The organism is Geodermatophilus sp. SYSU D01186, assembly GCF_054050215.1.
Genome location: NZ_JBJGYW010000008.1, coordinates 22728 through 36323 on the forward strand (window position 1 = coordinate 22728; position 13596 = coordinate 36323).

9 protein-coding genes and 1 pseudogene are annotated in these 13596 nt (G+C 75.8%); 4 read left to right on the plus strand and 6 right to left on the minus strand.

Features of this window, described 5'->3' with window-relative positions:
- Positions 1-17 precede the first annotated feature (17 nt).
- A complete protein-coding gene (locus ACI784_RS08020) occupies positions 18-1883 on the minus strand; it encodes a putative bifunctional diguanylate cyclase/phosphodiesterase (RefSeq protein ID WP_457013078.1) in 1866 nt (621 codons plus the stop codon).
- Between the two features lie 87 nt (positions 1884-1970).
- A pseudogene (locus ACI784_RS08025) lies at positions 1971-2534 on the minus strand (ester cyclase).
- A gap of 123 nt (positions 2535-2657) precedes the next feature.
- On the opposite strand from ACI784_RS08025, the gene ACI784_RS08030 reads away from it, so the two are divergent.
- From ACI784_RS08030 to ACI784_RS08040, 3 genes are all read left to right on the plus strand, one after another.
- Complete coding sequence (locus ACI784_RS08030; protein WP_457013079.1) at positions 2658-3305, plus strand: haloacid dehalogenase-like hydrolase; 648 nt, start codon at positions 2658-2660, stop codon at positions 3303-3305.
- Between the two features lie 57 nt (positions 3306-3362).
- Positions 3363-4388: an NADPH:quinone reductase gene (locus ACI784_RS08035; RefSeq protein ID WP_457013080.1), complete on the plus strand. Its 1026-nt coding sequence runs from the start codon at positions 3363-3365 to the stop codon at positions 4386-4388.
- Positions 4389-4579: 191 nt separating this feature from the next.
- Positions 4580-6109, plus strand: coding sequence for an AMP-binding protein (locus ACI784_RS08040; protein WP_457013081.1), 1530 nt, complete (start codon positions 4580-4582; stop codon positions 6107-6109).
- 25 nt (positions 6110-6134) lie between these two features.
- On the opposite strand, the gene ACI784_RS08045 is transcribed toward ACI784_RS08040, so the two are convergent.
- The 3 genes from ACI784_RS08045 to ACI784_RS08055 all read right to left on the minus strand — a co-directional run bounded on the left by ACI784_RS08045 (position 6135) and on the right by ACI784_RS08055 (position 11005).
- Positions 6135-7298, minus strand: coding sequence for an acyl-CoA dehydrogenase family protein (locus tag ACI784_RS08045; protein ID WP_457013082.1), 1164 nt, complete (start codon positions 7296-7298; stop codon positions 6135-6137).
- Complete coding sequence (locus ACI784_RS08050; RefSeq protein WP_457013083.1) at positions 7295-9289, minus strand: ATP-binding protein; 1995 nt, start codon at positions 9287-9289, stop codon at positions 7295-7297. The genes ACI784_RS08045 and ACI784_RS08050 overlap by 4 nt, the downstream gene beginning before the upstream one ends.
- Positions 9290-9391: 102 nt before the next feature.
- Positions 9392-11005, minus strand: a complete 1614-nt coding sequence (locus ACI784_RS08055; protein ID WP_457013084.1) for a carboxyl transferase domain-containing protein — start codon at positions 11003-11005, stop codon at positions 9392-9394.
- Between the two features lie 133 nt (positions 11006-11138).
- Here ACI784_RS08055 and ACI784_RS08060 point away from each other — a divergent pair, with 133 nt between their 5' ends.
- Entirely contained in the window at positions 11139-11732 is a 594-nt protein-coding gene (locus ACI784_RS08060; RefSeq protein ID WP_456923067.1) for an SACE_7040 family transcriptional regulator, read from the plus strand.
- A gap of 57 nt (positions 11733-11789) precedes the next feature.
- On the opposite strand, the gene ACI784_RS08065 is transcribed toward ACI784_RS08060, so the two are convergent.
- Positions 11790-13514: a hypothetical protein gene (locus ACI784_RS08065; protein ID WP_457013085.1), complete on the minus strand. Its 1725-nt coding sequence runs from the start codon at positions 13512-13514 to the stop codon at positions 11790-11792.
- Positions 13515-13596: the final 82 nt, after the last annotated feature.

Sequence of the window (13596 nt, forward strand, 5' to 3'; positions counted from 1 at the left end):
CGACCCCGGCGGGACGCTCAGCGGCGCACGGCCAACCGTCCGCGCGGGGCGGGGACGGCGGGGGCGTCCGCGGCCGCCGGGGTCTGCGCGCCGGCCGGCGCGGGCCGCCCGAACAGGTAGCCCTGGGCGTGCGAGCAGGCCAGCCGGCCGAGCACGGCCTGCTGCTCCGGGGTCTCCACGCCCTCGGCGACGACGTCGAGGTGCAGGCTGCGGGCCAGTTCGATGATCGAGGCGACCAGCGTGGTCGACCGGTTCCCGGTGCCCAGTTCCTGCACGAAGCTGCGGTCGATCTTCACGATGTCGGCCGGCAGCCGGCGCAGGTAGGACAGGCTGGAGTAGCCGGTGCCGAAGTCGTCGATGGCGATCCGGACGCCGAGGGTGCGCAGCGCCAGCAGCTGGCCGACGACCTGGTCGACGTCCCGGACCAGCACGCCCTCGGTGACCTCCAGCGTGAGCTGACGGGCCGGCAGCCCGCTCGCGGCGAGTGCGGCGCGCACGGTGGCGACCACGTCGTCGTCGGCCAGCTGCCGGGGCGAGAGGTTGACGGCGATGCCGATCGGCCGCCCGGCCGAGGCCGACCACGCGGCGGCCTGCCGGGTCGCCTCCCCGAGGACCCAGCGGCCGATCTCGACGATGTGCCCGCCCTCCTCGGCCAGCGGGACGAACTCGACCGGGGACACCAGCCCGCGGGTCGGGTGGTGCCAGCGCAGCAGCGCCTCGTAGCCGGTGGTGACTCCGGCGGCCAGGTCGATGGTCGGCTGGTAGTGGACCTCGAACTGGCCGGCCGCGGTGGCGGCGGCGAGGTCCTCGAGGAGCTCGGCCTTGCCCTGCGCGTCCTCCACCATCCCGTCGGCGTACTGGACCAGCCGGTTCTTTCCCCGGGCCTTGGCCATGTACATCGCCAGGTCGGCGTTGCGTAGCAGGGTGACCGCGTCGCGCTCGGCGGCGGTGCCGGTGTCGGCGGTACCGATGCTGGCGTGCACCGACAGCGGGCGGCCGTCGACGGTGACCGGGTCGGCCAGCGCCCGCAGGATCCGCTCACCGACGGCGGCGGCGACCTCGGGGCCGCCGTCCACCACGATGGCGAACTCGTCGCCGCCGAGGCGGGCGACCTCGTCGCCGGAGCGCACGCACCCGGCCAGCCGCTGCGCGACGGCGACCAGCAGCCGGTCACCGGCGGCGTGGCCGCGGGCGTCGTTGACGTCGCGGAAGTCGTCGACGTCGAGCACCAGCGCGCTCACCGGCGCGCGGTCGCCGGCCAGCAGGCGGTCGGCGTTCTCCACCAGCTGCGTGCGGTTGGCCAGGCCGGTGAGGCGGTCGCGCAGGCCCTGCTGCTCGTTCAGCCGCCAGGCGGCGAGGTGGGCGAGGCTGGCGGCCAGCACGAACACGCCGTGCACCGCCGCCCACGCCCACGGGGAGCGGTGGGCGCCCTCGTGCCCGAAGACCTCGTGCGGGAACACGGTGCCCGCGACCCCGTGATGGACCAGCACCACCAGCAGCGCCAGCCCGAAGGGCAGCCAGCTCTGGTAGAGGGCCACCAGACCGATGACGACGAAGAAGTGGAAGTGCGCCTCGGTCAGCCCGCCGAGGACGTGCACCAGCGCCACGGAGGCACCGAGCAGGCTCAGCGACGTCGCGGTGGCGCAGAGCCCCCGCCACGCGCCCGGCAGCACCAGGAAGACCAACGGGTAGCCGACAGCGCACACCACGAACAGGGCGGTGAGCGGCGAGTGCCCGACCGCGACGGTCAGCACGCCCAGGGCCAGGGCCTGGACGGCCGCGATCCACACGATGGCGCGGTGCCGCCGCAGCCACACCTCGCGGGGCAGGCTGCGCCCCTCGGGGAGCACGGCCGCGAGGCGGCCGGGGAGTCTGAGCTGCACCTCCCTGTGATCGGCGCGGCGGCGCCCGGGTGGAGTGCTCTCCGCTCCCGCTCACCCCGAGGGGGGACCCCTGCCCAGGCGGCCCGGTCAGCCGGTGGCGGACCGCCGGCCGCGTCCCGAGCGGCGACGCCGCCAGGCACCGAGCCGCTGCACGGCGACCCCCACGCGGTCCGCCGCCGTCCCGGGCTCCGGTGCCGCGCCGATCTGCCGCGCCACGGCCAGGACGTCGGTGACGGTGCGCACCCGCACCAGCCGGCCGTCCCGGAACCAGTGGGTGTCCACGCCGTCCATCACCACCGGCTGCCCGGTGGGCGCGAACCCCGGGGGGACGAGCGGGCCGGCCATGGTGGCCCGCCCCGTCCAGGCCGCCATGACCGACCGGCCGTCGGCAGCCAGGTGCAGCGGGCCGTCCACGACGAACTCCAGGTCCGGCAGGCAGCGCCACAGGCTGCGCAGTCACGCCCGCAGCGCGTCGTGACCCTCCAGCCGCCCGCCGGCGATGTACGGGTCCTCCCACCGGACCACCGGGTCGGCCAGCGCGACGAGCCGTTCGGGGTCGTGGGAGTTCCAGGCGGCCACGAACTCGCCGCCGAAGCGCTGGGCGAAGTCGAGGTCGACCTGCTGGCCCGGGACCGCGTCGAGAGTCGTCATGTGTCCCTCCTCGGTCGAGGCCCCGGCACGCTACTGCCGGTGCGCGAGCACCTCCCAGTGCCGCAGGTCCTCGGTGCCTGCGGGCAGGTTTCCCGCACCACCCCAGGCCGGTACTCCCCTGGTGTGGCCCGGACCGTCGTCGTCGACCTCGACAAGGTGCTGCTCGGCGGCGACGCCTCGACCCTCTTCCTCGCCGGGCGGCTGCGGCAGGCACCGTGGCGCGCCGTCCCCCTGCTGCTGGCCGCGCCGCTCCTGCTCGTCGGCTCCACGCTGCCCTGGACCCGCCCCCTGGCGGCCCGGCTGCTCACCCGGCTCGCCGTCGGCGGGCGTCCGGCGTCCGACGTCGCGGCGGTCGCCGACGCCTACCGGGCGGCCATGGCCCGGCGGCCCGAGGCCGTCGTCGCCGAGGCCGTCGCCCGCGTGCGGGCGCACCGGGCCGCCGGGGACGAGGTGGTGGTGGCCACCGGCTGTGAGGAGACGATGGCCCGCGGGTTCCTGGCCGCCGTCGACCTGGCCGACGTCGACGTCGTCGGCTCGACCGGGTCGCTCCTCCCGCCCCGGACGCGCCGGGCCATCGGGGCGACCAAGGTGCAGATGCTGAGCGAGCGCGGCCACCCGCCACCGTGGACCGCCGTCTACAGCGACAGCCCGTCGGACCTCCCGCTGTTCGCCGGCACGGAGCGGCCCGTGCTGGTGAACGCCGACGACCGGGCCGCGCGGCAGGTGACCCGCGTCCTCGGCCGCCGCCCGGAGACCGTCCGCTGGCGGTGAGACTGCCCCGGAACCGATCCGTGCGCTGATCGCCGCGCGAACGGGTAGGGCGCTGGCGTGCGAGCCATCACCTACACGCAGCCCGGCGCCGCCGACGTCCTCCAGCTCGTCGACCGCCCCACCCCCGAGCCCGGCCCCGGCGAGGTCCGGGTGCGCGTCGCCTTCTCCGGTGTGAACCCCACGGACTGGAAGACCCGCAGCGGCGCCGCCGGGGGCGCCGCGGTCGGCCCGGACGGGCAGATCCCCAACCAGGACGGCTCGGGCACCGTGGACGCCGTCGGCGAGGGTGTCGACCCGGTGCTGGTCGGCGAGCGGGTGTGGATCTGGGAGGCGGCCTGGCAGCGACCGTTCGGCACCGCCGCCGAGTACACGGTCGTCCCGGCCCGGCACGTCGTGCTGCTGGGCGCGGGCCCGTCCTTCGAGCTCGGTGCGGCGCTCGGCATCCCGTTCCTCACCGCCCACCGCTGCCTGACCGTCGCCGAGTCTCTCCCCGACCGGCTCGGTCCCGGCTCGCTGACCGGGCACACCGTCCTCGTGCAGGGCGGCGCCGGCGCGGTGGGCAACGCCGCGATCCAGCTGGCCCGCTGGGCCGACGCGACCGTCATCGCCACGGTCAGCAGCCCGCGCAAGGCGCAGCTGGCCGCCGCGGCCGGGGCCAGCCACGTCATCGACTACCGGGAGCAGGACGTCGTCGCCGAGGTCGGCAAGATCACGACGAAGGGCGTGGCTGCGGTCGTCGAGGTGGCACCCGCCCAGAACGCCGCCGTGGACGCCCAGGTGCTCGGGCAGCACGGCGCGGTGGCGGTCTACGCCAACAACGGCGGGGACGAGGTGACCCTGCCGGTCCGCGCGCAGATGACGTCCAACGTCCGCTGGCAGTTCGTCTACGTCTACACCGAGCCGGAGCGGGCCAAGGCGATCGCCGTCGAGGACGTCAACGCCGCCGTCCTGGACGGCGCGGTCCGGGTCGGTGAGGACGCCGGGCTGCCGCTGCACGTGTACCCGCTGGCCGAGACCGCGCAGGCACACCGGGCGGTGGAGGAGGGCGCCGTCGGCAAGGTGCTCGTCGACGTGACCGCCTGACCCGCAGCGGAGGCCGGCAGCGCAGGAGACCTGCGCTCCCGGCCTCCGCTGGGTCGGGGTGCACCGCCCGCGGGCCGATGCGTGGGCGAGCGCCTCCCCATCGGCCCGGCCGAGGGCCAGCATGGGGGGTGGCGTCGAGCACCACCTCGTCGTCCGGCTCGGCGCCGAGAGCGGACCGGGAAGGACCCGCCATGATCATCCGCAGTCGGTTCCCCGCCGTCCCCGTCCCCGACCGGACCCTGCCCGCCTTCCTGCTGGATCGCGCGGCCGAGCGCGGCGAGGCGCCCGCGCTCGTCGACGGGGCCACCGGGAGGGTGACCAGCCACGCCGAGCTCGAGGAGGCCGTGCGCCGGGCCGCGACCGGCTTCGCCGCCGCCGGCACCGCCCGGGGCGACGTCGTGGCGCTCATGGCGCCCAACTGCCCGGAGTGGGCGGTGGCACTGCTCGGTGCCCAGGCCGCGGGGGCCGCGGTGACGCCGGTCAACCCGCTGGCACCGCCCGAGCAGGTCGCCGTCCAGCTGCAGGACTCCGGCGCCCGGTGTCTGGTCACCGTTCCCGCCCTGCTGGACCGGGTGGGGGTCGCCGCGGACAAGGCGGGCGTGACCGACGTCGTCGTCCTCGGCGAGGCACCCGGCGCCCGGTCCTTCGCCGAGCTGCTCGGCGCCGTCGGCGGGCCACCCGTCGCCGGGAACCCCACCGACGTCGCCCTGCTGCCGTACTCCAGCGGGACCACCGGCCTGCCCAAGGGCGTCCGGCTGACCCACCGGTCGCTGGTCGCCAGCTGTGTGCAGACCGAACCGCTGTTCTCCTACGCCCCGACCGACACCACGGTGGCCGTGCTCCCGTGGTGGCACGCCGCCGGGTTCGCCACCCAGCTGGTGCACCCGCTGCACGTGGGCGCCACGACCGTGACGATGCCCCGCTTCGACCTGCCGGAGTTCCTCGGCCTGCTGGCGCGCCATCGGGTGGCCAAGCAGGTGGTGGTGCCCCCGATCGTGCTGGCGCTGGCCAAGCACCCCGCCGTCGACGACGTCGACCTCTCCGCGCTCGAGGTGCTCGGCAGCGGCGCGGCCCCGCTCGGCGCCGGGCTCGAGCAGGCCTGCGCCGCCCGCCTGGGCTGCGTGGTCCTGCAGGGCTACGGGATGACCGAGACCGGCCCCATGCTGGCCATCGCGCCCCTGAACGGGGACCGCCCCCGACCGCCCGGGTCGGCCGGGATGCTCGTGGCCGGCACCGAGGCGCGGCTGGTCGACCCGATCAGCGGCCAGGACGCCGAGGTCGGGGAGCTGTGGGTGCGCGGCGCGCAGGTCATGGCCGGCTACCTGAACGCGCCGGCGGCCACCGCGGCGACGCTCGACGCCGACGGCTGGCTGCGCACCGGCGACCTCGCGACCGTCGACGCCGACGGCTGGCTGTTCCTCCTCGACCGGGTGAAGGAGCTGATCAAGTACAAGGGCCACCAGGTCGCCCCCGCGGCGCTGGAGGCCGTGCTGACCACCCACCCGGCGGTGGCGGACGCGGCCGTGGTGGGGATCCCCGACGAGGAGGCCGGGGAGCTGCCGCGGGCCTTCGTCGCCCGGCGCGGCCCGGTCTCCGAGCAGGAGCTGACCGACTACGTGGCCGAGCGGGTGGCTCCCCAGGAGAGGGTGCGCGACGTCGTCTTCGTCGACGAGATCCCCCGGTCGCCGACCGGCAAGGTGCTGCGCCGCCTGCTGAAGTGAGCCCGGGCCGCCGAGGCTGCGGCGCTCAGCCGACGCCGAGGTCGCGGGCGATGAGCATCCGCTGCACCTCGCTGGTGCCCTCGCCGATCTCGAGGATCTTGGCGTCGCGGTAGAAGCGGCCCACCGGGAACTCGTTCATGAAGCCGTAGCCGCCGTGCACCTGGGTGGCGTAGCGGGCGTTGTCCATCGCCACCTCGGAGCTGTAGAGCTTGGCGATCGAGGCCTCGCGCTTGAACGGCTCCCCGCGCAGCATCTTCTCCGCCGCCCGGTAGTACGCCAGCCGCGCGGTGGAGGCCCGCACCTCCATGTCGGCGATCATGAACTGGATCGCCTGGTTGCGGCCGATGGGCTGCCCGAACGCCTCGCGCTGGGCGGCGTACTTGACCGACTCGTCCACACAGCCCTGCGCCAGCCCCACGGCCAGCGCGGAGATGGCGATGCGGCCCTCGTCGAGGATGGAGAGGAACTGCGCGTAGCCGCGGCCCCGCTCCCCCACCAGGTTCTCCTCCGGCACCCGGCAGTCGCTGAAGGAGAGCTCGCGGGTGTCCGAGGCGTTCCAGCCGATCTTCGAGTACCGCTGGCCGACGGCGAAGCCCGACGTCCCGGAGGGGATCGCGATGGCCGAGATCTCCTTGCCGCCGTCCGGCCGGGTGCCGGTGACGGCGGTGACCGTCACCAGCTCGGTCATGTCCGTGCCCGAGTTGGTGATGAACGCCTTGGAGCCGTTGACCACCCAGTGGCCGTCCTCCAGGCGCGCGGTGGTGCGGGTGGCGCCGGCGTCCGAGCCGCCGCCTGGCTCGGTGAGCCCGAACGCGCCGAGCGCCTCCCCCGCGCACAGCCGGGGCAGCCACCGCTGCTTCTGCTCCTCGGTGCCGAACCGGTAGATCGGCATCGCCCCGAGCGAGACGCCGGCCTCCAGCGTGATCGCCATGGAGGAGTCGACCCGGGCCAGCTCCTCCAGCGCCACGCACAGGGTGAAGTAGGTGCCGCCGGAGCCGCCGTACTCCTCGGGGAAGGGCAGCCCGAACAGGCCCAGCTCTCCCATCTGCCGCACGATCGCGGTGGGGAACTCGTCGCGCTCGTAGAACCCCCCGATCTGCGGCGCGATCACCTCCTGGGCGAACTCGCGCACGACCTTGCGCAGCGCGTCGGTCTCCTCGTCGAGCCGGTAGTCGAGCACCTGCGTCACTCCCCCTCGTCGGCGGCCGATGGGGTCACCACGGCCACCCGCTCGTCGAGCCGGACCTGGTGGCCGGCCGTCACGCCGAGCTCGGTGACCGTCCCCGCGACGGGGGCGGTCAGCACGTGCTCCATCTTCATCGCCTCGACGACCAGCAGCGGGGTCCCCGCCTCCACCCGGTCGCCGACGGACGCCTGCACCACGGTCACCGTCCCCGGCATCGGCGCGGTGACGACACCGCCCCCGCCGGCCCCCTCCGCCGCGGAGTGCAGCCGCTCGTGCTCGCGGAACGCGGCCACCCGGCCGTTGGCGGCCAGCCAGACGTCCCCGCCGGTGTGGACGACGGCGAACCGGGAGGTGACGCCGTCCAGGGTCACGACCAGCTCGTCGCCGTCGCGCACCGCCGAGGCCGGCACCGGGTCGCCGTCACCCACCCGCACCTGCGCAGCGCCGGAGCGCCCGCGCACGCGCACGCTCACCGGGTCACCGCCGGAGGCCTGCAGCCGGCGGACCGTCCACGCCGGCTCGCCCAGCCGCCACCCGTCGGGGACGTCCCAGCGGTCCACCACCGGCCCGGCCGGCTCGGCCTCCACCAGCAGCGCCAGCGCGGCCGCGGCGTAGACCGTCGGCGGCACCGGCGCGGCGGCGGTCAGCGTCTCGCCGCGCCGCTCGATCAGCCCGGTGTCCAGCCGCCCGGCGACGACGTCGGGGTCGGTGAGCAGGGCCCGCAGGAAGGCGGTGTTGGTCGGCACCCCGAGGACGGCGGTGTGTCCAAGCGCCCCGACCAGCCGCGCCCGCGCGGTGTCGCGGTCGGGGCCGTGCGCGACGACCTTGGCCAGCATCGGGTCGTAGTCGGTGCCGACGACCGAGCCCACGGCCAGCGAGCTGTCCAGCCGGATCCCGGCGCCGGTGGGCTCCCGGAGGCCGAGCACGGTGCCGGTCTGCGGGAGGAAGCCCCGGACCGGGTCCTCGGCGTACAGCCGCGCCTCGATCGCGTGCCCGTCCAGCCGGACGTCGTCCTGACCGAACGGCAGCCGCTCACCGGCCGCCACGCGCACCTGGAGCTCGACCAGGTCCAGGCCGGTGACGCACTCGGTCACCGGGTGCTCGACCTGCAGCCGGGTGTTCATCTCGAGGAAGAAGAAGTCGTCCGCCCGCTCGGCGTCGACGATGAACTCCACCGTGCCCGCACCCGTGTACCCGACCGCGCGGGCGGCCTCGACGGCGGCGGCGCCCATGGCCGAGCGCTGCGCCGGGGACAGCAGCGGCGAGGGTGCCTCCTCGATGACCTTCTGGTGCCGTCGCTGCAGGCTGCACTCGCGCTCGCCCAGGTGGACGACGGTGCCGTGCGCGTCGCCGAGCACCTGCACCTCGATGTGCCGCGCGGCGCCGATGTAGCGCTCCACCAGCAGGGTGTCGTCGCCGAAGGAGCCCCGCGCCTCGCGTCGCGCGGCCGCGATGGCCTCGGACAGCTCGGCGGCCGAGCGCACCACCCGCATGCCCTTGCCGCCCCCGCCGGCGCTGGGCTTGAGCAGCACCGGGAAGCCGGCCTCGATCGCGGCGGCGGCCACCGTGTCGTCGTCCATGCCCGGTTCGGTCCGGCCGGGGACGACGGGGACGCCGGCGGCCATGACCGTCTGCTTCGCGCGGATCTTGTCGCCCATCGCCTCGATCGCGGCGACCGGCGGGCCGATGAAGACGACGCCGGCCTTGTCACAGGCCCGGGCGAACTCCACGTTCTCCGACAGGAACCCGTAGCCGGGGTGCACCGCCTGCGCGCCGGTGCGGGCGGCGGCGTCCAGCACCCGCTCGATGGACAGGTAGCTCTCGGCGGCCGGCGCCGGGCCGATCGGGACGGCGACGTCGGCGACGCGGGTGTGCAGCGCCCCCGCGTCGGCGGCGCTGTAGACCGCGACCGAGCGGATGCCCATAGACCGCAGCGTGCGGATGACGCGGACGGCGATCTCGCCGCGGTTGGCGACCAGGACGGTGTCGAACACGCGGCTCACCTCTCCCTCGTGGGTCCTACGGCAGGGAGTGCAGCTGCACTCACTGCCGTAGGACCGGCCGGGCATCGTGCGGCGAGGTCGGGAACCGGCCGGTCACATCCGGAACACGCCATAGCCGACCTCCTCCAAGGGTGCGTTGGCGCAGGCGGACAGGGCCAGGCCCAGCACGGTGCGGGTCTGGGCGGGGCCGATGACGCCGTCGTCCCACAGCCGGGCGGTGGCGTAGTAGGGGTGCCCCTGGTGCTCGTACTGCTCCCGGATCGGCGCCTTGAACGCCTCCTCCTCCGCCGCCGGCCACTCCTCGCCGCGGGCCTCGAGGCCGTCGCGGCGCACCTGGGCGAGCACCGACGCCGCCTGCTCCCCGCCCATCACCGAGATGCGGGCGTTGGGCCAGGTGAACAGGAACCGGGGCGAGTAGGCCCGGCCGCACATCGAGTAGTTGCCCGCGCCGAAGGAGCCGCCGATGACGACGGTGAGCTTCGGCACCCGCGCGCAGGCGACGGCGGTGACCATCTTCGCGCCGTGCTTGGCGATGCCGCCGGCCTCGTAGTCGCGGCCGACCATGAACCCGGAGATGTTCTGCAGGAACAGCAGGGGGATCGAGCGCCGGTCGCACAGCTCGATGAAGTGCGCGCCCTTGAGCGCCGACTCGCTGAACAGGACGCCGTTGTTGGCGATGATCCCGACGGGGTGGCCGTGCAGCCGGGCGAAGCCCGTGACCAGCGTCTGCCCGTACAGCGGCTTGAACTCGGCGAAGCGGCTGCCGTCCACCAGGCGGGCGATCACCTCGCGCACGTCGTAGGGGGTGCGCGGGTCCGGCGGCACGACCTCGTAGATCGACTCCGGCTGGTACAGCGGCTCCTCGGCGGGCTCGACGTCCCAGGGCCGCGGGCTGCGCGGCCCGAGCGTGCCGACGATCTGCCGGACCAGTTGGAGCGCGTGCGCGTCGTCCTCGGCCAGGTGGTCGGTGACCCCGCTGACCCGGCTGTGCAGGTCGCCGCCGCCGAGTTCCTCGGCGGTGACCACCTCGCCGGTCGCCGCCTTCACCAGCGGCGGGCCGCCCAGGAAGATCGTCCCCTGCTCGCGGACGATCACCGCCTCGTCGCTCATCGCCGGCACGTACGCGCCGCCGGCGGTGCACGAGCCGAGGACGGCGGCGATCTGGGGGATGCCGGCCTTCGACATGGTCGCCTGGTTGAAGAAGATCCGGCCGAAGTGCTCGCGGTCGGGGAAGACGTCGTCCTGCATCGGCAGGAACGCACCGCCGGAGTCGACCAGGTAGACGCACGGCAGCCGGTTGTGCAGGGCCACCTCCTGCGCGCGCAGGTGCTTCTTCACCGTCATCGGGTAGTAGGTGCCGCCCTTGACGGTGGCGTCGTTGGCGACGACGACGCACTCGCGGCCGGAGACCCGCCCGATGCCGGTGATGATCCCGGCGGCCGGGGCGTCGCCGCCGTAGAGGCCGTGCGCGGCCAGTGGGGAGAGCTCCAGGAACGGGCTGCCCGGGTCGAGCAGGGCGTCGACCCGCTCCCTGGGCAGCAGCTTGCCGCGCTCGACGTGCCGCTGCCGGGCCCGCTCTCCCCCGCCCTGGGCCACCCGGCGCAGCTGCGCGGCCAGGTCGGCGGAGAGCGCGGCGTGGGCCTCGGCGTTGCGCCGGGCGGCGTCCGCGTCGGCGGCGGGTGTGCGGGCCAGCACGGGGGCGTCCACGGTGCGGATGTTAACGACGGTTCACGTCCCCGGTCAACGCACGCTAGCATCCGGAGGTGACCGAGCTCGCGAGGTCACCCAGGGGCACAGCACCACCGGTCGCGAGGCCGACGAGCGCCGGCGAGGAGGTCGCGTGACCGACGTCGACACCGCGCTGCACGCCGATGCCGCGCGTCCGTCGCGGCGGGAGCAGATCCTCCGGGCGGCCGCGCAGCTGTTCGCCGAGCGCGGCGCCCGGGCCGTGGGGGTGGACGACGTCGGCGCGGCCGTCGGCGTCACCGGCCCGGCGATCTACCGGCACTTCGCCAGCAAGGACGCGATGCTCGCCGAGATGCTGCTGCGCATCAGCGAGCGGCTGCTGGCCGGCGGCACCGAACGGGTCACCGACGCCGGCGACGACCCCCTGGCGCAGCTGCGGACGCTCATCGCCTTCCAGGTCGACTTCGCCCTCGACAACCCGGCACTCATCACCGTGCACGACCGCGACCTCGGCTCGCTGCCCGGCGACGACGCCGCCCAGGTGCGCCGGCTGCAGCGCCGCTACGTCGAGGTGTGGGTCGGCGTCCTGGGCCGGCTGCACCCCTCGGCGGACGCCGCGACCAGCCGGGCCCGGGCCCACGCGGTGTTCGGGTTGATCAACTCCACGCCGCACAGCGCCGGGCGGGTGCCGCGGGCGCAGATGGCCGCCCTGCTGGCCGCGATGGCCGAGGCCGCCGCCACCTCCTGAGAGAGAACCCGTCCCTCTCACCGCTCGCAGGCTCGCGGCGAGCCTCCGGACGGGGCCTCAGGCGGTCGGCGAGGGCATCGGCAGGACCAGCGCGGTCGAGGCGAGGACGTCGAGGTCCGCGGCGCTGCCGGTGGACCCGGGCGCCGCCCACGCGGTCTCCACGATGGTCACGGTGCTGCCCGAGACGGCGCTGGCGTACTCCGCCCCGCTGAGCCCGTCGGGGCCGCCGTCGTAGCGCAGCCCCTCCCGCAGCAGGTCGCTGACGTTGCCGCTGCCGTTGCGGTCGGTCAGCGCGCGCAGCGCCCGTGCCCCGGCGGTGTCGCCCATGTCCACCGTGGCGACCGAGACGACGACCGGACGCCCGCCGGCGTCGGTCGAGTAGAGCGCCCGGGCGAGGCCGGTGCAGTCGCTGTCGGCGAAGAAGTCGGCCACCGCGCCGTAGGCGTTGCCCGCGCACGTGGGGTCCACCTGCACCCGCTGGGCGACGAAGGTGCTGCCGTCGACCACCTCGCGGTCCCCCGGCTGCGGACCGGTCGGGGCGTCGGTCGGCGCGGCGGTGTCCCCGGCCTGTGCCGTCCCGGCACCCGAGGCGGCCGGCGTCTCGTCGTCGCCGAACAGCAGCGTCGCCCCGACGCCGAGGACGGCGGCGAGGAGCAGCGCCGCGACCGCGAGCAGCGCCGTCCGCATCCGCGGCCGCGGGCGCCGGCGCGCCGCGACGAGCGGCACGCCCTCGGGCAGCGGCGCCCGGGGCGCGGGCAGCGGCTCGGCGGCCACCGGCGCGGGCGCCGGCGGGGCGACGTCCTCCCGCTCGGCGCCGGCGAACAGGCCGCCGATGCCGCCGGTCTCGTCGGCGGGCACGCCGACCGTCGGGCCGACGAGGGTGTCCTTCGGTCCGGCGGACGCCGCGGCCACCGCGGCGTCCCGGGCGGCGGCCGCGCGGGACGCGGCCTCCTCGTCGGCGCGGATGGCCGCGGCGGCGACCGCCGCGGCCGCCGCCGGGTCCACGAGCGGGCGGGCGGGCGCCTGCGGAGCGGCCGGCACCGGCGCGGGCGGCGGGGCCGTCGCGGGGGCGGCGAACGCGGGGCCCGACGTCATCGCCGCGGGGGCCATCAGCTCGGGGGTGCGCAGGACGTACGGCGAGTACGGGAAGCCCTCGCCGTTGAGCTCCTGCACCGACGGGCCACGCCCGGCCAGGCCCAGCGCCTCGAGCGCGGCCCGCACGTCGGCCGTCGTCCACAGCCGGGGGTTGTCCACGCCGGCGTACCGGGCGCTGCGGGCGATGCCGAGCAGCAGGGACCGCGGCTCCAGGAGCGCCACCTGGTCGCCCTCGCCGAGGTCGCCGTCGGCGGGGACCAGCCCGGTGAGGTCGCCGACCAGCACCGTCAGCCGGGCGATGCGGCCGGGCTCGAGGCCGGCGCGGCGCAACCGGACGGCGGCGTCCATGCCCGCCCGCATGAGCCCGTCGAGGGGGCTGGAGCCGCCGCCGGCCAGCTGCAGCACGTCACCGGGCTGCCCGGCCTCCGGGCCGATGGTCCAGGCGCCCTCGGCCGCGGCGGTGACGACACCGCTCTGGCGGACCACCTCGACGACGCGGACGACGGCCAGGCCCTCGGGCACGAACACCACGGCGTCGGAGAGCCGGCGCTCCATCGGCCCGTCGACCACCGGGATCGACGCCACGACCGCGCCCCGGACCGCCCCGCCGGTGTCCCAGCGCACCAGTTCCTCGAACAGCGCCCGCTCACCCGCCGTCTGCAGCGGCATCGGGGTGAGGGGCAGCACGTCGTCCTCCGGGGGCGGGTCGGGTGGGGTGGGGCGGCGCGGAGCCGCGACCGGCGGCGGTGAGGGGCCGGCGGAGTCGTCG

Bases quoted from the DNA above. Each gene is read 5' to 3' on its own strand.
- ACI784_RS08040 (WP_457013081.1), top strand. From the start codon at position 4,580: ATGATCATCCGCAGTCGGTTCCCCGCCGTCCCCGTCCCCGACCGGACC.